At 73.2% G+C, this 23879-nt stretch carries 25 protein-coding genes; 18 read left to right on the top strand and 7 right to left on the bottom strand.

All coding sequences use genetic code 11. The annotated features are described in order from the left end of the window. Positions 1–66 precede the first annotated feature (66 nt). Complete coding sequence (locus tag OG871_RS21340) at positions 67–1032, top strand: folate-binding protein YgfZ (RefSeq protein ID WP_371498564.1); 966 nt, start codon at positions 67–69, stop codon at positions 1030–1032. Positions 1033–1036: 4 nt separating this feature from the next. On the opposite strand, the gene dtd is transcribed toward OG871_RS21340, so the two are convergent. Further along, positions 1037–1474: a D-aminoacyl-tRNA deacylase gene (gene dtd, locus OG871_RS21345; protein WP_371498565.1), complete on the bottom strand. Its 438-nt coding sequence runs from the start codon at positions 1472–1474 to the stop codon at positions 1037–1039. 365 nt (positions 1475–1839) lie between these two features. Between dtd and OG871_RS21350 the strand changes: the two genes are divergently transcribed. From OG871_RS21350 to OG871_RS21360, 3 genes are all read left to right on the top strand, one after another. Further along, positions 1840–2385, top strand: a complete 546-nt coding sequence (locus OG871_RS21350; RefSeq protein WP_371498566.1) for an ABC transporter substrate-binding protein — start codon at positions 1840–1842, stop codon at positions 2383–2385. A 79-nt stretch (positions 2386–2464) separates the two neighbouring features. Then, positions 2465–3418 carry an asparaginase gene (locus OG871_RS21355; protein ID WP_371498567.1) on the top strand — a complete coding sequence of 318 codons (954 nt, stop codon included), beginning with the start codon at positions 2465–2467 and terminating at the stop codon, positions 3416–3418. Positions 3419–3539: 121 nt separating this feature from the next. Continuing rightward, positions 3540–3755: a dodecin gene (locus tag OG871_RS21360; RefSeq protein ID WP_371498568.1), complete on the top strand. Its 216-nt coding sequence runs from the start codon at positions 3540–3542 to the stop codon at positions 3753–3755. Positions 3756–3843: 88 nt separating this feature from the next. Here the strand turns inward: OG871_RS21360 and OG871_RS21365 are convergent, their stop codons facing one another. Then, positions 3844–4512, bottom strand: a complete 669-nt coding sequence (locus tag OG871_RS21365) for a heme oxygenase (biliverdin-producing) (protein ID WP_371498569.1) — start codon at positions 4510–4512, stop codon at positions 3844–3846. Between the two features lie 193 nt (positions 4513–4705). Continuing rightward, on the bottom strand, positions 4706–5197 hold the full coding sequence (locus tag OG871_RS21370; RefSeq protein WP_371498570.1) for an inorganic diphosphatase: 492 nt from the start codon (positions 5195–5197) through the stop codon (positions 4706–4708). A 76-nt stretch (positions 5198–5273) separates the two neighbouring features. Here OG871_RS21370 and dacB point away from each other — a divergent pair, with 76 nt between their 5' ends. The 6 genes from dacB to folE all read left to right on the top strand — a co-directional run bounded on the left by dacB (position 5274) and on the right by folE (position 13016). Continuing rightward, a complete protein-coding gene (dacB, locus tag OG871_RS21375) occupies positions 5274–6713 on the top strand; it encodes a D-alanyl-D-alanine carboxypeptidase/D-alanyl-D-alanine-endopeptidase (protein WP_371498571.1) in 1440 nt (479 codons plus the stop codon). Between the two features lie 94 nt (positions 6714–6807). Next, positions 6808–7974, top strand: coding sequence for a zinc-dependent metalloprotease (locus tag OG871_RS21380; RefSeq protein ID WP_371498572.1), 1167 nt, complete (start codon positions 6808–6810; stop codon positions 7972–7974). Positions 7975–8273: 299 nt separating this feature from the next. Then, positions 8274–9410: a tRNA lysidine(34) synthetase TilS gene (tilS, locus tag OG871_RS21385; RefSeq protein WP_371498573.1), complete on the top strand. Its 1137-nt coding sequence runs from the start codon at positions 8274–8276 to the stop codon at positions 9408–9410. A 64-nt stretch (positions 9411–9474) separates the two neighbouring features. After that, positions 9475–10029: a hypoxanthine phosphoribosyltransferase gene (gene hpt, locus OG871_RS21390; RefSeq protein ID WP_371498574.1), complete on the top strand. Its 555-nt coding sequence runs from the start codon at positions 9475–9477 to the stop codon at positions 10027–10029. Between the two features lie 221 nt (positions 10030–10250). Next, entirely contained in the window at positions 10251–12290 is a 2040-nt protein-coding gene (gene ftsH, locus OG871_RS21395; protein ID WP_371498575.1) for an ATP-dependent zinc metalloprotease FtsH, read from the top strand. 120 nt (positions 12291–12410) lie between these two features. Further along, positions 12411–13016, top strand: a complete 606-nt coding sequence (gene folE, locus OG871_RS21400; RefSeq protein ID WP_371498576.1) for a GTP cyclohydrolase I FolE — start codon at positions 12411–12413, stop codon at positions 13014–13016. Positions 13017–13143: 127 nt separating this feature from the next. Here folE and OG871_RS21405 read toward each other — a convergent pair whose 3' ends face one another. Then, positions 13144–14331 (bottom strand): alpha/beta hydrolase, encoded by a 1188-nt coding sequence (locus OG871_RS21405; RefSeq protein ID WP_371498577.1) that lies wholly within the window; start codon positions 14329–14331, stop codon positions 13144–13146. Positions 14332–14813: 482 nt separating this feature from the next. Here OG871_RS21405 and OG871_RS21410 point away from each other — a divergent pair, with 482 nt between their 5' ends. The 7 genes from OG871_RS21410 (at position 14814) to OG871_RS21440 (ending at position 21382) form a co-directional block, all read left to right on the top strand. Further along, positions 14814–16685 (top strand): phosphatidylglycerol lysyltransferase domain-containing protein, encoded by a 1872-nt coding sequence (locus tag OG871_RS21410; protein ID WP_371498578.1) that lies wholly within the window; start codon positions 14814–14816, stop codon positions 16683–16685. Between the two features lie 179 nt (positions 16686–16864). After that, positions 16865–17722 (top strand): dihydropteroate synthase, encoded by an 858-nt coding sequence (gene folP, locus OG871_RS21415; protein ID WP_371498579.1) that lies wholly within the window; start codon positions 16865–16867, stop codon positions 17720–17722. Positions 17723–17725: 3 nt separating this feature from the next. Then, positions 17726–18226 (top strand): nuclear transport factor 2 family protein, encoded by a 501-nt coding sequence (locus OG871_RS21420; protein ID WP_371498580.1) that lies wholly within the window; start codon positions 17726–17728, stop codon positions 18224–18226. A 225-nt stretch (positions 18227–18451) separates the two neighbouring features. Next, positions 18452–18811 (top strand): dihydroneopterin aldolase, encoded by a 360-nt coding sequence (folB, locus tag OG871_RS21425; protein ID WP_371503374.1) that lies wholly within the window; start codon positions 18452–18454, stop codon positions 18809–18811. Positions 18812–18872: 61 nt separating this feature from the next. Continuing rightward, positions 18873–19472 carry a 2-amino-4-hydroxy-6-hydroxymethyldihydropteridine diphosphokinase gene (gene folK, locus OG871_RS21430; RefSeq protein ID WP_371498581.1) on the top strand — a complete coding sequence of 200 codons (600 nt, stop codon included), beginning with the start codon at positions 18873–18875 and terminating at the stop codon, positions 19470–19472. Positions 19473–19661: 189 nt separating this feature from the next. Further along, entirely contained in the window at positions 19662–20153 is a 492-nt protein-coding gene (locus OG871_RS21435; protein ID WP_371498582.1) for a DUF3180 domain-containing protein, read from the top strand. A gap of 182 nt (positions 20154–20335) precedes the next feature. Further along, positions 20336–21382, top strand: coding sequence for a hypothetical protein (locus OG871_RS21440; protein WP_371498583.1), 1047 nt, complete (start codon positions 20336–20338; stop codon positions 21380–21382). A gap of 82 nt (positions 21383–21464) precedes the next feature. Here the strand turns inward: OG871_RS21440 and OG871_RS21445 are convergent, their stop codons facing one another. Further along, positions 21465–22040: a TerD family protein gene (locus OG871_RS21445; RefSeq protein WP_371498584.1), complete on the bottom strand. Its 576-nt coding sequence runs from the start codon at positions 22038–22040 to the stop codon at positions 21465–21467. 143 nt (positions 22041–22183) lie between these two features. Beyond that, a complete protein-coding gene (locus OG871_RS21450) occupies positions 22184–22681 on the bottom strand; it encodes a hypothetical protein (protein ID WP_371498585.1) in 498 nt (165 codons plus the stop codon). A 78-nt stretch (positions 22682–22759) separates the two neighbouring features. On the opposite strand from OG871_RS21450, the gene arfB reads away from it, so the two are divergent. Next, a complete protein-coding gene (gene arfB / locus OG871_RS21455; RefSeq protein WP_371498586.1) occupies positions 22760–23191 on the top strand; it encodes an alternative ribosome rescue aminoacyl-tRNA hydrolase ArfB in 432 nt (143 codons plus the stop codon). 31 nt (positions 23192–23222) lie between these two features. On the opposite strand, the gene OG871_RS21460 is transcribed toward arfB, so the two are convergent. Continuing rightward, positions 23223–23768 (bottom strand): flavin reductase family protein, encoded by a 546-nt coding sequence (locus tag OG871_RS21460; RefSeq protein WP_371498587.1) that lies wholly within the window; start codon positions 23766–23768, stop codon positions 23223–23225. Positions 23769–23879: the final 111 nt, after the last annotated feature.

Genomic DNA, 23879 nt, shown 5'->3' on the forward strand with positions numbered 1-23879 from the left:
CCGGCCACAGGGTGCGCGGCGCCACGACCCACGCTCCCCGCTGCCGGTCGGTCTAAGCTGGCCGGTATGAAGAGCCCGCTGCTTGCCCTGCCCGGTGCCGTCCCCGCCGAGGGGGCCGACGAGGGCGTCGCCGCCCACTACGGCAACATCTTCCGCGAGCAGCGCGAGCTCGCCGAGGGCCGCGGCTTCGTCGACCTCTCGCACCGCGGCGTGGTCACCGTCAGCGGCGCCGACCGGCTGTCCTGGCTGCACCTGCTGATCACCCAGCACGTCAGCGAGCTGCCGCCGCAGCAGGCCACCGAGGCGCTGGTGCTCTCCCCGAACGGCCACGTCGAGCACGCCCTCTACCTGGTCGACGACGGCACCACGACCTGGGCCCACGTCGAGCCGGGCACCCAGCAGGCGCTGGTCGCCTACCTGGAGAGCATGAAGTTCTTCTACCGGGTGGAGGTCGCCGACGCCACGGCCGAGTACGCGGTGGTGCACCTGCCCGCCGGCTCCACGGCCTCCGCCGAGGGCGCCGCCGCGGTGCGCGAACTCTCCTACGGGCGGGACCTCTTCGTGCCGCGCGCCGAGCTCGCCCGGCTCACCGCGGGCTACGGCCCGGCCGCCGGGGTGTGGGCGTACGAGGCGCTGCGGGTCGAGGGGCACCGGCCCCGGCTCGGCTTCGAGACCGACCACCGCACCATCCCGCACGAGGTGGACTGGCTGGGCAGCGCCGTCCACCTGCAGAAGGGCTGCTACCGGGGCCAGGAGACGGTCGCCCGGGTGCACAACCTCGGCCGGCCGCCGCGCCGGCTGGTCTTCCTGCATCTGGACGGCACGGAGGAGAAGCTGCCCGCGCACGGCACCGAGGTCCGGCTCGCGGCGGACGGCGGGGCGGGCCGTGCGCTCGGCTTCGTCACCTCCTCGGCCCGCCACCACGAGCTCGGGCCGATCGCGCTCGCGCTGGTGAAGCGGAACGTGCCGGTGGACGCCGTGCTGCTGGCCGGTACCGTGCCGGCCACCCAGGACGTGGTGGTCCCGCAGTAGCGGCTCAGACCTCCAGCAGCACGGTGAACGGCCCGTCGTTCACCAGCGCCACCTTCATGTCCGCGCCGAACCGCCCGGTCTCCACCTTCGCGCCCAGTGCCCGCAGTTCGCTCACCACCGCGTCGACCAGCGGTTCGGCGAGCGGGCCGGGCGCGGCGGCGTTCCAGGTGGGGCGGCGGCCCTTGCGGGCGTCGCCGTAGAGCGTGAACTGACTGATCACCAGCAGCGGCGCGCCCAGGTCCGAGCAGGACTGCTCGACCCCCTCCGCGCCGTCGAAGAGCCGCAGGGTCCAGAGTTTCCGGGCGAGTTGGGCGGCCTTCGCCGGGGTGTCGTCGTGGGTCACGCCCACCAGGACGCACAGCCCCGGGCCCTCGATCGCCCCGACACTCTCGCCGTCCACCGTCACGCCTGCCCCGGCCACCCGCTGCACCACTGCTCGCATGTCGCCATTCTGCCGGAGCGCGGAGGCGCGAATGACCTGTGCACGCGCCGGGGTGGCGCGCTGCGCGCCCCGGACGGCGCGTGCCTGCCTGGGGATTGCTCCGGTCGTATCAGCCACCCCCGTTCGCCACGGGGCCGTTCGGGTGCTCAGGCGTGCACATGCCCGGCCGGGGGTGGCACGCTGTCGGACGGTGCCGTACGGCGCGCCGTCCGACGGCGTGCGGTCGGCTCGTACGCCCGTACCGGCCGGTGTCGCCCGGGCGGGTGGCAGCGGGGTGCCGGGGAACCCCCGGGGATGTCCGGGCGTGCTCCAGTACGGGCCCCGTACTGGAGTCAGGGCGGGATCGGATCACGGCAGGTGGTTGGATGATGGACGCGAGCGGTACGGCCCGGGAACAGGTCGGCTGGATCGGCCGGTTGGGCCTGGAGGAGCTGCGCGCGCTGCGGCGGGACGCCCAGGAGCAGGAGGCCGACCTCTCGTACCTCCGCCGGCTGCTGCACGGCCGCCTGGACATCCTGCGGGCCGAGCTCGACCGCCGGGAGGTGCCGCTCGACGACTCCGCGATCGCCGCCCTCGACGTCGGTCCGCTGCTGGACCGGCTGCCGGCGATCCTGGCGGACGCCCCCTCCTCCGTCCGGCGCCCGGCCCGGCACGTCACCCTCGGGCCCCCGCGCAGCGAGCAGGCCCGCACCGAGGCGGACGAGCTGATGGGCGACGTTCAGCTGGCCGACCTGGCCGCGCACCCGACCGCCGACCTGCTGGCCGCGGTGGAGCGGCTGGCCGAGCACGAGCGGGGCGTCTCCGGCCGCCGCCAGCTGCTGCAGCGGACGGCGGACGACTGCAGCGCGGAAATCACCCGCAGGTACCGTGAGGGTGAAGCACGGGTCGACGACCTGCTCACCGGGGGCTGAGGCCACCGCCGCGGAGCCGGGGCAGGGCGGCGACCGGGCCACCCTCACCCCTGTGCCCCCGGAACTCAGGAGCCACCTCATGCCGCAGTCCGCCGCCCTGCCCGCCCTCGCCGAGGTCATCCGGTCCGGCTTCACCGAGGGCCGCCACCGCGGCTCGCTGGTGCTGCTGGCCGCCGACGGCTCGGTCGAGTACGCGCTCGGCGCCCCCGACGCGCCGGTGTTCCCGCGCTCGACCGCCAAGCCGTTCCAGGCCGTGGCCACCCTGCGGGCCGGGCTGGCGATCGAGGGCGAGCTGCTGGCGCTGGCCGCCTCCAGCCACTCCGCCGAAACGTTCCACCTCGACGCCGTCCGGCGAATACTCGCCGAGGCCGGACTGTCCGAGGCCGACCTGCGCACCCCGGCCGACCTCCCGCTGGACGAGGCCGAGGCCGAGCTGCTGCTGCGCCGGGACGGGCGGCCCAGCCCGATCCTGATGGACTGCTCCGGCAAGCACGCCGGCTGGCTGGCCGCCTGCGCCGCCAACGGCTGGGACACCGCGAGCTACCTCGACCCGGCCCACCCGATCCAGCGGCTCGCCCGCGAGGCGACGGCCGAGGCCACCGGTGAGCAGCCCGCGCACGTCGGCACGGACGGCTGCGGCGCGCCGTTGCTCGCCGTCTCGCTCACCGCCCTGGCCCGCGGTTACCGCGCGCTGGTGCTGGCCGAGCCCGGCACCGCACCGCGCCTGGTCGCCGACGCGATGCGTGCCCACCCCGAGTACGTGGCGGGCACCCGCCGGGCCGACACCTGGCTGATGCGGGCGGTGCCCGGGGCACTGTCCAAGATGGGCGCGGAGGCCGTCCAGGTGGTCGCGCTGGCGGACGGCCGGGCGCTCGCCTTCAAGATCGAGGACGGCTCCGAGCGGGCCCGCGGCCCGGTGCTGGCCGCGGCCCTGCGCAGGCTCGGGGTCGAGCACGAGGTGCTGGACCGGATCGGGGCCGCACCGCTGCACGGCGGCGGCGCGGTGGTCGGCGAGGTCCGGGCGGCCTTCTGACGGCCCCGGGCGGCCCCGGACGGCCCCGGGCGGGTGGTTCCGGCGAGCGGGGTGCGGCCGGGTGCGGCACGGTGGACGGGGGGCCTCGGACGTGCCGAACCGGACTGCTCAGGAGACTGCCATGACGGACCACATCTACCGCGTCACCGAGATCGTCGGATCGTCCGGTGAGGGCGTCGACCAGGCGATCAGGAACGCCGTCGACCGGGCCGCCCGGACGCTGCGCAACCTGGACTGGTTCGAGGTGGTCCAGGTGCGCGGACACATCGCGGACGGCCGGATCGAGCACTACCAGGTCGGGCTGAAGGTCGGCTTCCGGCTCGACGACGAGGGCTGATCCGACGGGCCGGCCGCCGTGCGGCCGGCAGCGCCGGCGGCACCACCACCGTCCTGCTCCGGCTCACGGTCCGCGACGGCGGTGGGGGTCAGGCGCTCAGCGGGTGACGGGTGTCCAGGTCGGCGAAGACCGCGCCGTTCAGGGTGAAGGCCCGCTTGCACTCCTCGACCACCCGGCGCCGCTCGACCTCGTCCATCGCGAGGCCCGCCGCATCGAGCTTCTCGCGGTAGCCGCGCTTGTACGCGGCCGGGTTGGAGATGTCCGCGAAGACGTAGAACTCCACGCCGGCGCCCTTGCGTTCGAAGCCCCAGGTCTTCTCGGCGATGCCGCGGATGATCTGACCGCCCGACAGGTCGCCCAGGTAGCGGGTGTAGTGGTGGGCGAGGTAGCCGTTCGGCCACCGCCCGGCGAGCTCCTCCAGCCGGGCCGCGTACGCGGCGGTGGCGGGCAGCGGGGCGAGGCCGGCCCGCCAGTCGGCGCCGAGCAGATGGGCCAGGTCGCGCTCCAGCGCGGCGGTGCGCAGCAGCGCCGGGTCGATCAGCGGGCCGACCACCGGGTGGTCGGCGAGCTCCGCGGCCCGGCCCTCCAGGGCCTGGTAGACGAACCACAGCTGGCCGGTGAGCTCGGCGTAGGCGTCCACTCCGAGGCGGCCGTTCAGCAGGTGGCCCATGAAGGGCGAGTGCTCGGCGGCCTCGTGCTCCCGGCTGCTGGCGGTCCGCAGCACGGTGGAGAAGGCGAGGGGCTCGGAGTCGGGCATGTGGTGGCCTCCGGGTTCCGGACGGACTGTCCCCACGATTCTTGTGGTTAGGGTTACCTAAGTCAATGTCATGCCGACAGTCTGTCGGTAAAAGTCCGGCGGGCCGAACCCCGGCGGACGGCAGAAGGCCGGGACGAGCGGTTCGCTCGTCCCGGCCTTCCGGTCACCCCGCGCAACGGTGGGGGACGGCGGTTCAGTGACCGCCCTGGTCCTTCAGCCGCTTGATCGAGGCCACGATCTCGGCCTCGGCCTCGATCCGGCCCACCCAGTTGGCGCCCTCGACGGACTTGCCGGGCTCCAGGTCCTTGTAGACCTCGAAGAAGTGCTGGATCTCCAGACGGTCGAACTCCGACACGTGGTGGATGTCCCGCAGGTGCTCCCAGCGCGGGTCGGTCGCCGGGACGCAGAGCAGCTTGTCGTCGCCGCCGGCCTCGTCGGTCATGTGGAACATGCCGATCGCGCGGCACTTGATCAGGCAGCCGGGGAAGGTCGGCTCGTCCAGGATGACCAGCGCGTCGAGCGGGTCGCCGTCCTCGCCCAGGGTGCCCTCGACGTAGCCGTAGTCGGCCGGGTAACGGGTCGAGGTGAAGAGCATCCGGTCCAGACGGAGGCGGCCGGTCTCATGGTCGACCTCGTACTTGTTCCGCGAGCCCTTCGGGATCTCGATCAGGACGTCGAACTCCAACGGTTCCTCCAAGGTAGGGACTGACAGAATCCAAGTGTCTCCTACGGCAAGGTGTGCTCTGGAAAGGGGCCGGTCGGTGAACGGTGGTACAGGGGTGGGACGGCGGCGCAGAGCCGTGGTCGCGGGCGTGCTGGGGGCGGCCCTCGCGACGTCCGGGCCGGCGGTGGGGACGGAACGGGCGCTCGCCGCACCCTCGCCCGCCGCGGGGCAGAGCGGCAGCAGGCCGCCGGGGGCGGCGGCCGTACCGCTCCCGGGCGGGGCGGTGCTCGCGCCGGTGGTCGACGCCGACGACACCCTGCCGACCACCCAGGGCCTGCAGCAGGCCGTGGGTACCCTGCTCCAGGACAAGTCGCTCGGGACGCTGAACTTCGCCGTCGCGGACGCCGCCACCGGCCGGCTCCTGTTCGGCGCGGGTGAGGCCACCCCGGCCACCCCGGCCTCCACCACCAAGCTGGCCACCTCGGTGGCGGCCCTGGCCCTGCTGCCCGCCGACCACCGGATCACCACCAAGGTGGTCGCGGGCGCCAAGCCGGACGAGATCGTCCTGGTCGGCGGCGGGGACCCGACCCTCACCGCCCTCCCGGCCGACCAGGTGCAGGTCGGCGGCCTCCCGGTCGACCCGGACAGCGCCCCGGCCTCCATGGCCGACCTGGCCGCGCAGACCGCCGCCGCGCTCAAGGCGGCCGGCACCACCGGCGTCCGGCTCGGCTACGACACCTCGCTGTACACCGGCCAGGTCCGGCACATGGAGAAGGACGACTACAACATCGCCCCCGTCACACCGCTGATGGTGGACGAGGGCAAGTACGAGCCCAGGTCCCAGATCGAGGCGCCGGCCCGGGTCCCCGACCCGGCCGCCCAGGCGGCGGACGCCTTCGCCGCCCTGCTCAAGGCCGACGGCATCACCGTCCAGGGCCGGCCCACCGCCGCGACCGCGACCGCCGACGCCCGCACGCTCGGCACGGTCTCCTCGCCGACCCTGGCCAGGTTGGTCGAGCGGCTGCTCACCTACTCGGACAACACCATCGCCGAAGCCGTCGCCCGGCAGGCGGCGATCGCCGCGCACCAGCCGGCCAGCTTCGAGGGCGCCGCGAGCGCGGTGACCCAGGAGCTGGCCAAGCTCGGGGTCCCGACCACCGGGGTGGTGCTCAACGACGGCAGCGGACTGAGCACCGCCAACCTGATCCCGCCGACCACCCTGGTCAAGGTGCTGACGACGGCCGCCTCCGCGGACCACCCGGAGCTGCGCCCGGTGCTCACCGGGCTGCCGATCGCCGGCTTCACCGGTACCCTGGTCGGCCGGTTCGGCACCAGGTCCGGCGCGGGGGAGGCGTCCGGCATCGTCCGGGCCAAGACCGGCACCCTGTCGAATGTCACCACGCTGGCCGGCACCGTGGTGGACGCCGACGGCCGGGTGCTGGTCTTCGCGATGATGACCAAGACCGGGGCCGTGGACGCCGCACGGGTGGCCGTCGACCGGATCGTCGCCAGGATCGCGGCCTGCGGCTGCCACTGACCGCCGCTCCGGCCCGGCGGCCGCCCGCCGCGGGGGAGGGATGTCCGCGTCGGACTCCCTCCCCCCGGCGCGTCCGAGCACGTACCGTGAGGGCATGACGAGCGCGAGCGGCAGGGTGGACATGGTCGACTGGGATCTCGCGGTCGCGACGGCGACCCGGCTGGTCCGTCCGGGCCCCGAGGTCTCCCGGGACGAGGCCCGCGCGGTCGTCGCCGAGCTGCGCCGGCACGCGCTGGAGGCCGAGGAGCACGTCCGCGAGTTCACCCGGATGCGCTCCAGCAGCCTGATCGACGCCGTCGCCACCCCCGTCCTGGTGGTCGACCGGCCGGGCTGGGTGCGGGCCAACGTGGCGGGCTTCCGCACCATCGTCCAGCCGCTGGTCGACAAGCTCCAGGCCCGCCGCGGGCCGGGCGCGGGCACCGCGATGATGGGCTCGCTGGGCGAGAAGGCCACCGGTGTCGAGGTCGGCGCGGTGCTGGCCTTCCTGTCGACCAAGGTGCTCGGGCAGTACGAGACCTTCGCCCCGGCCGAGCTGCCGGCCCCGCCGGACAGCCCGGCAGGCCTGTTCGACAAGCCGCGCCGCGGCCCCGACCTGCCGGGCCCCGGGCGCCTGCTGCTGGTCGCGCCGAACATCGTGCACGTCGAGCGCGAGCTGGACGTCGACCCGCACGACTTCCGGCTCTGGGTCTGCCTGCACGAGGAGACCCACCGCACCCAGTTCACCGCGGTCCCCTGGCTGCGCGACCACATCCAGTCCGAGGTGCAGGCCTTCCTGGCCCAGGCCGACGTGGACCCCGGCGCGCTGCTGGAACGGGCCAGAGAGGCCTTCGGCGGCGGCGTGCCGGGCCTCGGCGGCCGGGGCGACGGGTCCGGGCCCAGCACCCTGCTGGAGGCCGTCCAGTCGCCCGCCCAGCGCGAGATCCTCGGCCGGCTGACGGCGGTCATGTCACTGCTGGAGGGCCACGCGGACGTGGTCATGGACGGGGTCGGCCCGGCCGTGGTGCCCTCGGTGGCGGAGATCCGGGAGAAGTTCCAGCAGCGCCGCGACCGCGGCGCCGGCCGGCTCGACCTGGTGCTGCGCCGACTGCTCGGCATGGACGCCAAGCTGCGCCAGTACCAGGACGGCGCGGTCTTCGTCCGCGGCGTGGTGGACCGGGTCGGGATCGACGGCTTCAACCGGGTCTGGACCTCGCCCAACACCCTCCCGACCAAGGACGAGATCCACGACCCGGCCGCCTGGGTGGCCCGGGTGGTCGGCTGACCGCCGCCGCCGGACGGGACGCACCGGGCGCCGTCCGGCGCTGTCCGAGGGTGTCCGGTGACGGCCGCCGGCGTTCGCACGAGTGGCGCAGCCGTACAGATGGAGCCCGAATGAACGTTTCTCCATTCACCCGTACGTGGGACCGTGGTCGTACCGGTGGCGAGGGTGGCGTAGCCGGGGGCCGGATTCTGCGACCATCTGTGAGCGCATGGTGACAGAGAGCTGACCGGGTGTTCCCCGCACCCTGTGGCGCTGCCTCCGGCCTGCCCGTTCCCCCCTCCGCCAAGGAGTGCATCCCCGTGGGCCCACATCCTGCTGTCGCGGCGATACGCCTCGCCGTCCGCCGTACCCTCGCCGAACTCGCCGCCGAGGCCGGCGTCGTCCCAGGCTCGCCGACCCGGGCGCCGCGGCTGCGCCCGGCCGCCGCGCCCGAGGCGGCCCTGGCCGGCGCCACCACCCTGATCGGCAACGCCCGCCGCCACCCCTCGGGCCTGCCCCGCACCCCGGCCGCGCCGGGGTCCCCGCTCGTCCTGGTCGCGGTCAGCGGCGGCGCGGACTCCATGGCGCTGGCCACCGCCACCGCCTTCGAGGCCCCCAAGCTCGGCCTGCGGGTCGGCGCCGTCACCGTCGACCACGGTCTGCAGAGCGGGTCCGCCGAGCGTGCCCGGCAGGTCGCCGACCGGCTCGGCGAGCTCGGTCTTGACCCGGTCGAGGCGATCCGGGTCCGGGTCGGCCGCGACGGCGGCCCGGAGAACGCGGCCCGCGACGCCCGCTACGCGGCGCTCGACGGCGCGGCCGACCGGCTCGGGGCGCTCGCCGTGCTGCTCGGCCACACCCGTGACGACCAGGCCGAGACGGTCCTGCTGGGCCTGGCCCGGGGCTCCGGCTCCCGCTCACTGGCCGGCATGCCCGCACAGAAGGGCCGCTACCGCCGGCCGCTGCTGGAGCTGGACCGCGCCGCCACCCGGCAGGCCTGCACCGCCCAGTCGATCCCGGTCTGGGACGACCCGCACAACACCGACCCCGCCTACACCCGCTCCCGGGTCCGCCACGAGGTGCTGCCGGTGCTGGAGAAGCACCTGGGCGGCGGCGTGGTCGAGGCCCTGGCCCGCACCGCCCGGCTGTTCCGTGACGACGCCGACGCCCTCGACCAGTGGGCCGCCCTCGCCGAGCCCGATCTCCGAACGGCCGAAGGCGCCCTGGACGTCGGCAAACTCACCGGCCTGCCGCCCGCCGTCCGCCGCCGGGTGCTGCGCCGGGCCGCCCTGCGCGCGGGCTGCCCGGCCGGGGACCTGTTCGCCCGTCACCTCGAAGCGGTGGACCTGCTGGTCACCGGGTGGCGCGGTCAGGGGCCGCTGCACCTACCCGGGGGAGTGGAAGCCGTCCGCCGGTGTGGCACGCTGGTCTTTCGGCGACAGGGCGATCAGCGGGCGTGAGCCCGTCCGCTGGTACCAGGACGCCGCCGAACCCAGACCCCGAACGTTTGAGGACGTATCCCCGGTGGATCAGAACGACATGGGCGCCGACCTGGCGAAGGTGCTCATCAGCAAGGACGAGATCGACGCCAAGCTGGCCGAGCTGGCCGAGCGGATCGACCAGGACTACGCCGGTCGGGATCTGCTGATCGTCGGTGTGCTCAAGGGCGCCGTGATGGTCATGGCCGACCTCGCCCGGGCCCTGCACTCGCAGGTGACCATGGACTGGATGGCGGTCTCCTCGTACGGGATGGGCACCAAGTCCTCCGGCGTGGTGCGGATCCTCAAGGACCTGGACACCGACATCGCCGGCCGGGACGTCCTGATCGTCGAGGACATCATCGACTCCGGTCTGACCCTGTCCTGGCTGCTGGGCAACCTGGGCTCGCGCGGCCCGGCCTCGCTGGAGGTCTGCACCCTGCTCCGCAAGCCGGATGCGGCGAAGGTCACCATCGACGTCAAGTACGTCGGTTTCGACATTCCCAACGAGTTCGTGGTGGGCTACGGCCTGGACTACGCGGAAAAGCTGCGAAACCTGCCCTTCATCGGCACCCTGGCGCCGCACGTCTACGGGGGCTGAATCGTTCGGGCTACGGGTGGGAACGGAGCACCGTTCCCACCCGTTGAGCCGGGGTAGGAAAGTACGTCGTGTCGTCGGTGCTCTCGCCTTGAGCGAGTGGGACTGCGGTACGGTCCAATAAACCGCTCTTCTCATGAGCACATACCCGGTATGCGCCCGCGGCTCCAGTCGCGCAGCGCCGTTGAGTGGCAGGAGGGACGGGGCGGCAACGCCCCGCATGGATGGACGTCAAGCGATACTTCCGTGCGCCGATCATGTGGATCGTGCTGGCCGTCCTCGCCGTCGTTGTGCTGATGCAGGTCGTCTCCGACTCCGGCGGCTACAAGACGGTGGACACCGGTCAGGTCGTTGCTGCGATCGACAAGCAGCAGGTGAAGTCGGCGGAGATCACCACTGGTGACTCGAACCTGATCAAGATTGAGCTCAAGGGCGACCAGAAGCTGCCCTCCAACAGTTCCGGCAAGCAGCCGTCGGGCAGCAAGTTCCAGGCGTCCTACGTCTCGGACCAGCAGGCCAAGGACATCGCGGACAGGCTTCAGACCCAGTTCGCGAACGGCCAGCTGCCGGACAACTACACCATCAGCCCCGAGAAGCAGTCGACCTTCATGAGTCTGCTGCTGTCGATGCTGCCCATCGTGATCATCGTGCTGGTCTTCCTGTTCCTGATGAACCAGATGCAGGGTGGCGGCTCGCGGGTCATGCAGTTCGGCAAGTCCAAGGCCAAGCTGCTCACCAAGGACACCCCGAAGACCACGTTCTCGGACGTGGCCGGTACGGACGAGGCGGTGGAGGAGCTCCAGGAGATCAAGGAGTTCCTGCAGGAGCCGTCCAAGTTCCAGGCGGTCGGTGCCAAGATCCCCAAGGGCGTGCTGCTCTACGGCCCGCCCGGCACCGGTAAGACCCTGCTCGCGCGTGCCGTGGCGGGCGAGGCGGGCGTGCCGTTCTACTCGATCTCCGGCTCCGACTTCGTCGAGATGTTCGTCGGCGTCGGTGCCTCCCGGGTCCGCGACCTGTTCGAGCAGGCCAAGGCGAACGCGCCGGCGATCATCTTCGTCGACGAGATCGACGCCGTCGGCCGGCACCGCGGTGCGGGTCTCGGCGGCGGCCACGACGAGCGCGAGCAGACCCTCAACCAGCTGCTGGTCGAGATGGACGGCTTCGACGTCAAGGGCGGCGTCATCCTGATCGCCGCCACCAACCGTCCGGACATCCTCGACCCGGCGCTGCTCCGGCCGGGCCGCTTCGACCGTCAGATCGCGGTCGACCGCCCCGACCTCCAGGGCCGTCTGGACATCCTCAAGGTGCACCAGAAGGGCAAGCCGATCGCGCCCGACGTCGACCTCTCGGCCGTCGCCAAGCGCACCCCCGGCTTCACCGGCGCGGACCTCAGCAACGTCCTCAACGAGGCCGCCCTGCTGACCGCCCGGTCGGACAAGAAGCTGATCGACAACTTCATCCTGGACGAGGCCATCGACCGCGTGGTGGCCGGCCCGCAGAAGCGCAGCCGGATCATGTCCGACAAGGAGAAGAAGATCACCGCGTACCACGAGGGCGGCCACGCCCTGGTGGCGGCGGCGTGCAACTACTCCGACCCGGTGCACAAGATCACCATCCTGTCCCGGGGCCGGGCGCTCGGCTACACCATGGTGCTGCCGGACGAGGACAAGTACTCCACCACCCGCAACGAGATGCTCGACCAGCTGGCCTACATGCTGGGCGGCCGCGCGGCGGAGGAGCTGGTCTTCCACGACCCGACCACCGGCGCCTCGAACGACATCGAGAAGGCCACCGCCACGGCGCGGGCCATGGTCACCCAGTACGGCATGAGCGAGCGCCTCGGCGCGATCAAGTTCGGCTCCAGTGACTCGGAGCCGTTCCTCGGTCGCGAGATGGGCCACCAGCGCGACTACTCGGAAGAGGTCGCCGGGCTGGTGGACGAGGAGGTCAAGAAGCTCATCGAGACGGCGCACAACGAGGCCTGGGAGATCCTGGTCGAGAACCGCGACGTGCTCGACAACCTCGTGCTGGAGCTGCTGGAGAAGGAGACGCTGAACAAGGAGCAGATCGCGGAGATCTTCACTCACGTGATCAAGCGCCCGCACCGTCCGGCCTGGACGGGCTCCTCCCGGCGTACCCCCTCCACCCGCCCGCCGGTCCAGTCGCCCAAGGAGCTCGCGCTCTCCAACGGCATCGCGGTGCCGGTCGTCGACGCCCCGGCGGTCGACGTGCGCAAGCTGCCGGAGGGCCCGGCCGAGGGCTGATCCACTCGGCACACCGAACGGAATGGATGCCGCGTCACCCGGGTTTGTACCCTGGAGGCGCGGCATCCGTGCTGCCAGACCTGTTTCTCCCGTCCACTTTTGCAGCCAAGCGAGGCACGAATGATCGATCCGGTGACTCTTGACGGCGAATCCGCCATCGGGCACTTCGACCAGAAACGTGCCGAGAACGCGGTGAGGGAGCTGCTGATCGCGGTCGGCGAGGACCCGGACCGCGAGGGGCTGCTGGAGACCCCCGCCCGGGTCGCACGGGCCTACCAGGAGATATTCGCGGGCCTGCGGCAGCAGCCGGAGGACGTCCTCACCACCACCTTCGACCTGGGCCACGACGAGATGGTGCTGGTCAAGGACATCGAGGTGTTCTCGACCTGCGAGCACCACCTGGTGCCGTTCCGGGGCGTCGCCCACGTCGGCTACATCCCGTCCACCAGCGGCAAGATCACCGGGCTGTCCAAGCTCGCCCGGCTGGTCGACGTCTTCGCCCGCCGCCCGCAGGTGCAGGAGCGCCTCACCAGTCAGGTCGCCGACTCGCTGATGCGGATCCTGGAGCCGCGGGGGGCGATCGTCGTGATCGAGTGCGAGCACATGTGCATGTCGATGCGGGGCATCCGCAAGCCCGGCGCCAAGACCATCACCTCCGCGGTGCGCGGCCAGCTCCGCGACCCGGCCACCCGCGCCGAGGCGATGAGCCTGATCATCGGGCACTGATCATCGGGCGCTGACCGTCGGGCGCCGGTGCGGTGACCGGCCAGCGCGGTGACCGACCGGTACGGTGACCGGCCACTCTCCACGGGTGGCCGGTCACCGGCGTTTCCGGGGCGGGTGCCACCGGGTGCTACGAGGCGCGGTCGTTGACCCACTCGAAGGTCCCCAGCCGGTCGCCCAGCCACGTCATCGCCGCCGGCAGCTCACGCTGCCACGAGTCGAAGTTGTGGCCGCCGTCGTCCAGGAAGGTCGAGTCCACCGTGAACTCCGGATGGGCCTCCGCCACCTGCTGGGCGACGGCCAGGAAGTCCTCGGTCGCCTTGAAGTTCTCCTCCGTCCTGGTGCTGACCACCAGCAGGGAGGTCCGGGGCGCGGGCAGGTTGCGCAGCCGCCAGAGCACGTCCGACTGACTGGCCAGGGCGGCGTCCCCCTGGAACAGGTCGCCACCCGTCCAGCTGTCGTTCGGCACCTGGTAGTCCGCGTGCATGGCGGCCGCGGCGGAGAACCGCTCGGGGAAGCGCATGGCCAGGCGCAGGGCGCAGCTGCCGCCGGTGGAGTAGCCGAGCACACCCCAGGAGTTCGCCGAGTCGCGCACCCGGTAGGCGGAGTGGACGGCGTTCGGCAGGTCCTTGGCGAACCAGGTCTCGGTGAGCGGCCCGCCGGCGACGTCCACGCACTCGGTGTTGCGCGGCGGGGCCACGGTGGGCCGGGCCATCACGATCACGGTCGGCGTGACCTGGCCGGCCCGGTGCAGCGCGGAGACGGTCTGCGGCAGCCGCAGGCCGTCCAGCAGGTGCAGCGAGGTGCCCGGGAATCCGCCGATCGCCAGCACCGCCGGAAAGCGCATCTTGGCGTACTCGGGGGCGAAGTACTCCGGCGGCAGGTAGACGAAGACCTGGTCGGACAGGCCCGAGGCGGGGCCGGTCACCCGGACCGACTCCACCTTGCCGACCTCCTGCGGGGTGCCGGCGGGGAGGAGGTCCTTCACGGTCTCCATGCCGCCCTCGGTGGTCGGCTGGACCAGCTTGGCCAGGTCCGGCGCCGCGCCCCGGGGGGCCGACGCGCCGGCCAGCACGAGCGGGGCGCCGCCGGGGCGCAGCAGGTCGTCCCAGGAGGTATAGAAGCCGAAGGAGTTGTTCACCGTCAGCGCCAGGACCGCCATCACCGAGACCTGAACCACGCTCAGCAGCCCGAGCCGGCCGAGCATCGGCAGCGGTCGCTGGCGGGCCAGCCGGGGCCAGAGCCAGAGCGTGGCGAGCAGGCCAACGGAGCCCAGCGCAGTCAGCGAGTACACCAGCGCGCTGCTCGTCAGTTCCATCCGGGCTCGTCCTCCTCGGGTTGCTGTCGGGCCAGGGTTCATCGTGCGTTGGGGTGTCACCTTCGGCCACCGGGGCTAGCCTGACCGGGCGTCCGGTGCCTTCCGGCCCGCGGCTGCGGCCGGGCGCAACCGAGGCCCTAGAATGCGGCGTCCACCGTGTGTAAACGCGTCGGCGACGGTCTCGCGGCGCCGATGCGGTCATGCTGGTCCCATGCCACCCGTTCCACGGGGGGCACCCGTCTCCTGTTTTCCTGCTGTCGCCGTCCGCCCGACCAGCCGTCCCGCTGGACGGACCGGGCCCGGCACCACCTGTCCCCAGGCTCCGTCGGCCGGGGGAGTCCCGTGTCCCCGGGCGGTTTGACCGCCCGCAGGGGCTCTCTTGACCTACGGATTGCCAGACCAAGGAATAGTCATGAAGGTCCATCACAGCTCCTCCTCCGGAGTGACAGGACAGTCCCAGGCAGCCTCTAGGCTGAGCTTCCATGAGCGTTCCCGTGTCCGTTGAGCCGTCGCCCGAGCAGCCCCGCCGCCGGGGTCTGCAGACGCTCCGTTCCCAAGCCGCGTCCGTCCCGCGAGCCTGGCTGCCCGGAGCGGTCGGGTATGCCTGTCTGCTGATCGGGCTCCTGGACATCTGCAGTGCGGTGTTCCCGAAGCTGCGGCACACCAAGGTGCACACCTTCGCCGGGCAGCTGCCCGGCGCCACCACCACGCTGGCGGCGGTCGGCACCCTGATGATCGGCATCCTGCTGGTGCTGCTGGCGCACGCGCTGCGCCGCCGCAAGCGCCGGGCCTGGCGGGCGGTCTGCGTGCTGCTGCCGCTCGGCGCCGCGCTGCAGGCGCTGCGCTGGCACCAGCCCGGGCCGTGCGTGGTGTCCGTGGTGCTGTTCGTGGTGGTGCTGATCCACCGCCGCGAGTTCTACGCCAAGGCGGACCCGCGGACCCGCTGGCGGGCCGTCGCCAACCTGGTAGTGATGTCGCTGGTCAGCCTGGGCCTCGGCCTGCTGATCGTGTCGGTGCACCCGAAGTCGGAGATCGGCGACCCGAGCCTGGCCGAGCGGCTCCAGGAGACGCTGTACGGCCTGTTCGGCTTCGACGGCCCGATCCAGTACGGCAGCGACCGGGTCGGCGACCTGGTGGCGTACTCGCTCGGCGCCCTCGGCCTGCTGACCGCGTTCACCACCGGCTACCTGGCCCTGCGGCCGGAGAAGCCGGAGCCCGAGCTGACCCCCGAGGACGAGATCCGGGTGCGGGAGCTGCTGGCCCGGCACGGGCAGCGTGACTCGCTCGGCTACTTCGCGCTGCGCCGCGACAAGAGCGTGCTGTTCTCGCCCTCGGGCAAGGCGGCGATCTCGTACCGGGTGGTGTCCGGCGTGATGCTGGCCTCCGGTGACCCGGTGGGCGACGTGGAGGCCTGGCCCGGTGCGATCAAGGTCTTCATGGCCGAGGCGCGCGAGCACGCCTGGGTGCCGGCCGTGATGGGCTGCAGCGAGGTCGGCGGCGAGGTCTGGACCCGCGAGGCGGGGCTGGACGCGCTGGAGCTGGGCGACGAGGCGATCGTCGACACCGCGGCCTTCTCGCTCTCCGGGCGCGCGATGCGCAACGTCCGGCAGATGGTGAAGCGGATCGAGCGCAACGGCTACTCCTGTAAGGTCCGCCGGGTCGGCGACCTGACCCTGGAGGAGAAGCGGCAGATCGCGGACGCCGCGGCGCGCTGGCGCGGTACGGACACCGAGCGCGGCTTCTCGATGGCGCTCGGGCGCTTCGGCGACATCGGGGACGACGACTGCGTGGTGGTCACCGCGCACAAGGCGCCCGAGGGTGCCGACGCGGGGGCCGACGAGGGCGGCGTGCCGGCCGGGGTCGGGGACGATCTCAAGGCGGTGCTGCACTTCGTGCCGTGGGGCCCGGACGGGATCTCGCTGGAGCTGATGCGGCGCGACCGGGAGGCCGACCCGGGGCTGAACGAGCTGCTGATCGTGGCGGCCCTGCAGGAGGTGCCGGCGCTCGGCGTGCGGCGGGTGTCGCTGAACTTCGCGATGTTCCGTTCGGCGCTGGCGCGCGGTGAGCGGATCGGCGCCGGGCCGGTGCTGCGGGCCTGGCGCGGGCTGCTGGTCTTCCTCTCGCGCTGGTTCCAGATCGAGTCGCTGTACAAGTTCAACGCCAAGTTCCAGCCGGAGTGGGAGCCGCGGTTCCTGGTCTACCCGGCGACCCGGGACCTGCCGCGGATCGGCTTCGCGGCGATGCAGGCGGAGGCCTTCATCACGCTGGGCATGCCGCGGTTCGGCCGCAAGCGGCAGCGGCAGGGGCTGATGCCGGAGCCGGTCAAGGTCGGTGCGGTGACCGAGGCGGCCTGATGCCGTCCGGGATCGGGTGAGTGACCGACGGACGACGGCTGACAGATTTCAGTATCTGTCAGCCGTCGTCCGTCGTCCGTCGTCCGTTATCGCGGTGCGCGATACGCATCGTGCACCGCCCGACGCGCGCGCCCCACGTCACCGGCCCGGCCCGCGCCACCCCGCTCGATAATGACCACATGAACAACCGTCTTCCCGGCCTCCCCACCCTCGGCCGCTGCGCCGTCATGGGCGTCGTCAACGTGACCCCCGACTCCTTCTCCGACGGCGGTCTCTGGCTCGACCCGGCCGCCGCCGTGGCGCACGGTCTCGCCCTGACGGCCCGCGGGGCGGACCTGGTCGACGTCGGCGGGGAGTCCACCCGCCCGGGCGCGCAGCGGGTCACCGAGGAGGAGGAACTGCGCCGGGTGATCCCGGTGATCCGCGAGCTGGCCGCCGCCGGTGTGGTGGTCTCCGTCGACACCATGCGGGCCGGCGTCGCCGACCGGGCGGTCGCCGCCGGTGCCCGCCTGATCAACGACGTGTCCGGCGGCCTCGCCGACCCGGCGATGGCGGAGGTGGTGGCCCGCACCGGCGTCCCGTTCGTGGTGATGCACTGGCGCGGCCAGTCCGCCGACATGGACAGTCTGGCCGTCTACGGCGACGTGGTGGCCGAGGTCGCCGCCGAGCTGGCCGGCCGGATGGCCGCGCTGCAGGAGGCCGGCGTCAAGGAGGAGCAGCTGATCCTCGACCCCGGTCTGGGCTTCGCCAAGACCGGCGAGCACAACTGGGCGCTGCTCGGCCGCCTGGACGCGCTCACGGCGTTGGGCCGCCCGGTCCTCGTCGCGGCATCCCGCAAGCGCTTCCTGGGTACGCTGCTCGCCAACCCGGAAACCGGGGAGCCGCGCCCGGCCCGGCAGCGCGACGACGCCACGGCGGCCGTCTCGGTGCTCTCGGCCCGGGCGGGCGCCTGGGCCGTCCGGGTGCACGACGTGGCCGGCACGGCCGACGCCGTTCGAGTGGTCGCGGCCTGGGAACAGGCCGCACAGAGGGGGTAAGGCGTGGCAGAAGCGGTGAGCGGCAACGACCGGAGCAACCCGGCGGCGGCTCCGGAGCTGGACCGCGAGGCGGTCCTGGCCGCCAACCAGGCCCTCTACGAGGCACTGGAGACGGGCGATCTGGAGGCGGTCGAGTCCATCTGGCTGGGCGCGGCGGACGCGGACGACAAGAACGGCGTGGTCTGCGTCCACCCCGGCTGGCCGGTGCTGCGCGGGCGGGCGCAGGTCACCCGTTCGTACATGTTGATCATGATGAACACGGAGTACATCCAGTTCTTCCTGACCGATGTCGAGGTCGAGGTCCAGGGCGATGTGGCACTGGTCACCTGCACCGAGAACATCCTGTCCGGCGGCGAGGCGGAGGAGGAGGGCGAGCTGGGCCCGCTGGTCGGCGGGAAGGTCGTCTCCACCAATCTGTTCCGGCGCACGGCGGACGGCTGGCGGCTCTGGTCGCACCACGGCTCACCCGTCCTGACCAGCGGTGACGACGAGGACGAGGACTGACCGGACGGCGCAGCCCCGAACGGGCCCGGGCGGCCGCGCCGATGTCTCCGGAACGGCACCGAACGTTCACGTCAATCGCCGAAGCGGCGTGCGTGGCGCCCCGCCGTGCCGGGTAGACGGTCAGGCGGTGTCCGCGCCCGCGGGTAGATTCGGGGGCAACGGGCGACGGGGCCCGTCACCACCCTGCCTGCGCAGGGGCCGAATCTGGGAGCAGTGATTCGTTTGCTGGACCGCGTCACCCTGCGGGGCCTGCGCGCCCGGGGCCACCACGGCGTCTTCGAGCGCGAGCGGATCGAGGGCCAGACCTTCGTCGTCGATCTCGTGCTCCACCTGGACACCCGGCCCGCCGCCGCGGGGGACGACCTCACCCGTACGGCCCACTACGGGATCATCGCCGAGGAGGTCACCGCGGTCATCGCGGGAGACCCGGTCGACCTGATCGAGACGCTCGCCCAGCGGATCGCCGACCAGTGCCTCACCCACGAGGCCGTCGAGGAGGTCGAGGTGACCGTGCACAAGCCGGACGCCCCGATCACCGTCCCGTTCGACGACGTCACCATCACCATTCACCGGGGCCGCGCATGACGTGCGCCGCCCCCATCTCCAGCGGCCGCAGCCTCCCGCCGCCCCGAGCAGAGGGATTCCGATGAGCACCAGCGACCCGACCGCCTCGCCGACCACGTTCGACCTGGAGCGCCGGGTGGACTGCGCCGAATCCACCCTGCACACCACCCGCTCCGCCGTGGTCGCCCTCGGCAGCAACCTCGGCAACCGGCTGGAGACCCTGCAGGGCGCCGTGGACGCGCTCGCGGACACCCCCGGCATCAGGATCACCGCCGTCTCGGCCGTGTTCGAGACCGAGGCCCTCGGCGGCCCGGGCGAGCAGCCGAACTACTTCAACGCCGTCGCCGTGCTGCGCACCAGCCTGCCGCCGCGCGACCTGCTGGACCGCGCCAACGCGGTCGAGGACGCCTTCGGCCGGGTCCGGGAGGTCCGCTGGGGCGCCCGCACGCTGGACGTGGACATCCTCGCCTACGAGGGCGTGACCAGCGACGACCCGGTGCTGCTGCTGCCGCACCCGCGGGCGCACCAGCGGGCCTTCGTGCTCGCCCCCTGGCAGGACGCCGACCCCGCCGCCGAGGTGCCGGGCCAGGGCCCGGTCGGCGAGCTGCTCGCAGGCATCGCCGACCAGCCGGGCCAGGTGGTCCGGCGCCGCGAGGACCTGCAGCTGCGGCTGCCGGAGTAGTCCGCTCCGGGCCGCCCCGGCGCCGGGGCCGGGAACCTTCCACCGGTCGCGGCCGTACGAGTAAGTACTGCGGGGGCTCCGCCCGGTACGGTGGCCTGGCCGCCGCTCGGCGACGGCCCGGCAGTCTCCCCGGCACCCCGGCCGGGGTGCCCCCGGTCGCCGCGATTGTCGGGAAGGGACCTCCTGCGCGTGAAGCCGCTCCGTCTCCGTCTGCTGCTCGGCATCGCCGCGGTGGCCGCGGTGCTGTCCTGGGCCGGTGCCAAGCTGTGGGACGCGCGCGGCGCGCTGCCCGGCGTACCGGTCTTCGCGCCCTTCGTGATGGCCGGGATCGCGGTGGTGCTGCTGGCCACCGCGATCTCGCTGCGGTCCAGGCTGAAGGCCGTCCGGGAGCGGCAGCCGGGGGCCAAGGGAGTCGATCCGCTGGGCGCGGCCCGGGCCCTGGTGCTCGGTCAGGCCAGCGCGCTGGTGTCGGCGGTGGTGTCCGGGGTGTACGCGGGCGTGGGCATCGTGCTGCTCGGCCAGCTGGACATCGCGGTCCGCAGGTCGCAGGCGATCACCGCGGGCTTCGCCGTCCTGGCGGGTGCGGCGGTGATCGCGGTCGCGCTCTGGCTGCAGCACATCTGCCGGCTCCCCGAGGACCACGAGGGCGGCCCGGCCGGCCGCCCCGCCGCCCACCGCTGACCTGCCGGGACGATCCGTCCGGCCGGGGTGCGCCCAGGGTCGCGGACCGGTGTCCCGACGTGTTTCCGACGCGCTGTCAAGAGCGGAATGAGTGGCGAGGCTGACAGCGCCCCAATTCGCACGCTAGTTTCTTTGGCATGTCTCGTGGACGCCACCGCCATTCCTCTTTCCTCGGCCGATCCGTGCCCCCGGTCGCCACCGGTGTTCTCGTCGTCGCGGCCCTCGCCGCCCTGGTGGCCAGCCCGGATCAGGTGGCGGCCCGCTCGGTGGGCGTCGCGGCGGTCTTCGCCGCCGTCGGCCTCGGCGTGGTGCTGCGCCAGCGCGACAAGGCCGCCCGGGCGGCGGCCCAACTCGCCGTGGTGCAGCGGCTGCGGGCCGAGGAACGGTACGAGGAGCAGCTGGCCGAGGCCGAGTACGCGGCCGAGGTCGCGGAGGAGCGCGCGACCAGGTTCGGGCGCCGGCTGACGGCCGAGAAGTCCCGGCTGGCTAAGGCGGAGACGGAGATCGCGCGACTGCTGCGCGAGCGCGCCGTGACCGTCGCCGAGCAGGCACTCAAGGACGCGGAGGCCGCCCGGCGGGCGCTGGCGGAGTCCCGCCCCAAGCACCCGGCCGGCCCGGCCGCGTACGCCCGCGCGGCGGCCGTGCTGCGGCATCTGGAGCGGAAGGCCGAGCAGGCGGAGGCCCGCCGGGCGGGCGAGGCCAGGACGCAGCTCGCGCCGGGCCGCAGCGTGCCGGAGCTGGTCGCGGCCGGCGCGGCGGCGCGGGCCGCGGAGCCGGTGGTCCGTCCGGCGGTGGCGGCGGCGCCCGAGCGGCCCGAGCTGGCCGGTCCGGCGGAGCCGAGCCGGCTTCCCGCGGTCTCGTCCGCACCGGCCGCCACGGTGGTGTCCGGTGGGCGGCAGCGGGTGCGGCCGGCCCAGCCGGGGGCCGGGCGCGGTCCCGGGTTCAGTTTCTTCGGCCGCCAGGGCGCGGCCAGGGCGGCCGTGCGGGCCGCCGCGCCGGCGCCGTCCGTCGGTGACCTGGCGGACGTGGTCGGCGACGAGGCGGTGGCCGCCAGCGCACGCTACGCCGTGCCGCCGGCACTGGCGGCCGAGCCGCAGGCCGAGCCGGCGGTGGAGCGGGACGAGGAGGCGGAGCCGGTGCACGGCCGTCCCGAGGTGGTCGACCTGACCCCGGAGGACGAGACCGAGCTGCTGGAGCTGCCGGAGCTGCGGGCGGGCCGGTCGTCCTGACGGCCCGGCACCCGCGGGTGTGACAACGGGCGGCGCCCGGACCCGAGGGGTCCGGGCGCCGCCCGTTTCGGCGCGAGGCCGGTCAGACGTTGACGCCGAAGTCCTGGGCGATGCCGACCAGGCCGGAGGCGTAGCCCTGTCCGACGGCGCGGAACTTCCACTCGGCGCCGTTGCGGTAGAGCTCACCGAAGATCATGGCGGTCTCGGTGGCGGCGTCCTCGGAGAGGTCGTAGCGGGCGATCTCGGCCCCGCCGGCGGCGTTCAGCACCCGGATGTAGGCGTTGCGGACCTGGCCGAAGCTCTGGCCGCGGGTGACCGCGTCGTAGATCGAGACCGGGAAGGTGATCTTGGTGACGTCGGCCGGCAGCGCGGCGAGGTTCACGTTGATGGCCTCGTCGTCGCCCGCGCCCTCACCGGTGCGGTTGTCGCCGGTGTGGACGACGCTGTTGTCCGGGGTGCTGGTGTTGTTGAAGAAGACGAAGTGGCGGTCGGAGTAGACCTTGCCGCCCTCGTTGAGGACGATCGCGCTGGCGTCCAGGTCGAATTCGGCACCCGTGGTGGTGCGGACGTCCCAGCCGAGGCCGACGGTGACCGCGGTCAGGCCCGGGGCCTCCTTGGTCAGCGAGACGTTGCCACCCTTGGAGAGGCTCACTGGCATGCTGTTTGGTGTCCCTTCGGTCGCTTTTGCCGGGAGAACGCGGGCCGGCCCGTCCATGGTTCCATCAGGGCGGCGAGTTCTCTCACGAACCATCACCCGACCGTCACCCGAACCGCCCCGTCGGCGCGCCGGGAGCGGCCGGTTCAGACCCGCGGGAACCTCCCCTGCACCGTCCAGATCGCCGGGTTGTCCGCGAGGCCGTCGTGCAGGTCGGTGAGGTCGGCCAGGACGTCCTGGAGGAAGTCCCTGGCCTCCCGCCGCAGCTCGGCGTGGCGGACCACCAGCGGCTCGGCGTCCCGACGCCAGGTGGCGCTGATCTCGACCCAGCCGAACCGGCGGGCGAACCGCAGCAGCTCGGTGTTCTGGGTGAAGTCCAGGTCGGCGGTCTGCACGGCGGCGGCCCGGCTGCCCTGCGGGTCGGCGTCCAGCTGCTCGACGATGTCGCACAGCGCCCAGGCGAAGTCCAGCACCGGCACCCAGCCCCAGCGCGTGGACAGCTCCTCGCCGTCCAGGTCGAGGTAGACGTCGCCGCAGAACAGGTCGTACCGCAGGCTGCGCACCGAGGCGCCGCGGTAGTCGGTCTGCGGGGGGTCGGGGAACCGGTTGGACAGGGCGTAGCCGAGCTCGATCACGTACGCCATTGTCCGGCACCGGCGGAGCGCTCCGGCCCGGGGGATAACCGGGTGACCGGCGGCCGTCCGGCGCGGGATGATGGGCGCATGCCTGAGCCCATCCGCGTACGGGGGTCGGTGGTCGTCCCCGACGCCGAGCTCGTCTGGCGCTTCTCCCGTTCGTCCGGCCCCGGTGGCCAGCACGTCAACACCTCCGACACCCAGGTCGAGCTGCGTTACGACCTGGCGGCCAGTGCCGCCCTGCCCGAGGTCTGGAAGGCCCGCGCGCTGGAGCGGCTGGCGGGACGGCTGGTGGACGGGCGGGTGCTGGTGGTCCGCGCCTCCGAGCACCGCTCGCAGTGGCGCAACCGGGAGGTGGCCGCGGCCCGGCTGGCCTCGCTGCTCGGGGAGGCCACGGCGCCGCCGCCGAAGGCCCGCCGGGCGACCCGGCCCAGCCGGGGGATGGTGGAGCGCCGGCTCGACAACAAGCGGCGCCGGGCCGAGCTGAAGCAGGGCCGGAGCAGGCCGCGTCCGGAGTGACGTTCCGCCGCCCGGGCGTGCGCGCGGGCGGTCAGCCGACCCGGCGGTAGCCGCCGCGGAAGTACAGCAGCGGGCGCTCGGCCGGTCCGGGGACCCTGGCCTCCAGCACCCGGGCGATCACCAGCACGTGGTCGCCGGCCTCGACCCGCTGCTCGGTGCGGCACTCCAGGGTGGCCAGCGCCCGGTCGATCAGGGGCGCGCCCGACCACGGGCCGCGGGTGTGCGGGGTGTCGGAGAACAGCAGCCGGTCGCTGAGCCGGCCCTTCATGGCGAACCGCGAGGCGAGGGTGCGCTGCTCCTCGGCGAGCAGTGAGACGGCCCAGCCGTCGACCCGCGCGAGCAGCTCGTCCATCCGCGAGTCCGCCCGCACCGAGACCAGGACCAGCGGCGGGTCGAGCGACACCGACAGCACCGAGGTCGCGGTCATCCCCACGTCCTCGCCGTCCTCCGGGTCGTGGGCGGTCACCAGCGACACCCCGGAGGCGAGCTGGCCGAGGGCGGCCCGGAACTCGTCGGGGGTCGCCACCGGGACGGCCGGGGCGGCGGGAGCGGCGGAGGGCTGTGGGGAGCTGTGCACGTACCGCACGGTAGTCGCCCGGCCCCTCCGCCGGTATCGGGCCCTGGTCGTAGGACCGGACGGGCCCCTGGTCGGGGACGCGTGCGGCCCGGGGGCTGGTCCCGCGCGCTC

This window comes from Kitasatospora sp. NBC_00374, from assembly GCF_041434935.1.
Classification (GTDB): domain Bacteria; phylum Actinomycetota; class Actinomycetes; order Streptomycetales; family Streptomycetaceae; genus Kitasatospora.

Bases quoted from the DNA above. Each gene is read 5' to 3' on its own strand.
- OG871_RS21340 (WP_371498564.1), top strand. From the start codon at position 67: ATGAAGAGCCCGCTGCTTGCCCTGCCCGGTGCCGTCCCCGCCGAGGGG.
- dtd (WP_371498565.1), bottom strand. From the start codon at position 1,474: ATGCGAGCAGTGGTGCAGCGGGTGGCCGGGGCAGGCGTGACGGTGGAC.
- OG871_RS21350 (WP_371498566.1), top strand. From the start codon at position 1,840: ATGATGGACGCGAGCGGTACGGCCCGGGAACAGGTCGGCTGGATCGGC.
- OG871_RS21355 (WP_371498567.1), top strand. From the start codon at position 2,465: ATGCCGCAGTCCGCCGCCCTGCCCGCCCTCGCCGAGGTCATCCGGTCC.
- OG871_RS21360 (WP_371498568.1), top strand. From the start codon at position 3,540: ATGACGGACCACATCTACCGCGTCACCGAGATCGTCGGATCGTCCGGT.
- OG871_RS21365 (WP_371498569.1), bottom strand. From the start codon at position 4,512: ATGCCCGACTCCGAGCCCCTCGCCTTCTCCACCGTGCTGCGGACCGCC.
- OG871_RS21380 (WP_371498572.1), top strand. From the start codon at position 6,808: ATGACGAGCGCGAGCGGCAGGGTGGACATGGTCGACTGGGATCTCGCG.
- ftsH (WP_371498575.1), top strand. From the start codon at position 10,251: ATGGACGTCAAGCGATACTTCCGTGCGCCGATCATGTGGATCGTGCTG.
- folE (WP_371498576.1), top strand. From the start codon at position 12,411: ATGATCGATCCGGTGACTCTTGACGGCGAATCCGCCATCGGGCACTTC.
- OG871_RS21405 (WP_371498577.1), bottom strand. From the start codon at position 14,331: ATGGAACTGACGAGCAGCGCGCTGGTGTACTCGCTGACTGCGCTGGGC.
- OG871_RS21410 (WP_371498578.1), top strand. From the start codon at position 14,814: ATGAGCGTTCCCGTGTCCGTTGAGCCGTCGCCCGAGCAGCCCCGCCGC.
- folP (WP_371498579.1), top strand. From the start codon at position 16,865: ATGAACAACCGTCTTCCCGGCCTCCCCACCCTCGGCCGCTGCGCCGTC.
- folK (WP_371498581.1), top strand. From the start codon at position 18,873: ATGAGCACCAGCGACCCGACCGCCTCGCCGACCACGTTCGACCTGGAG.
- OG871_RS21445 (WP_371498584.1), bottom strand. From the start codon at position 22,040: ATGCCAGTGAGCCTCTCCAAGGGTGGCAACGTCTCGCTGACCAAGGAG.
- OG871_RS21450 (WP_371498585.1), bottom strand. From the start codon at position 22,681: ATGGCGTACGTGATCGAGCTCGGCTACGCCCTGTCCAACCGGTTCCCC.
- arfB (WP_371498586.1), top strand. From the start codon at position 22,760: ATGCCTGAGCCCATCCGCGTACGGGGGTCGGTGGTCGTCCCCGACGCC.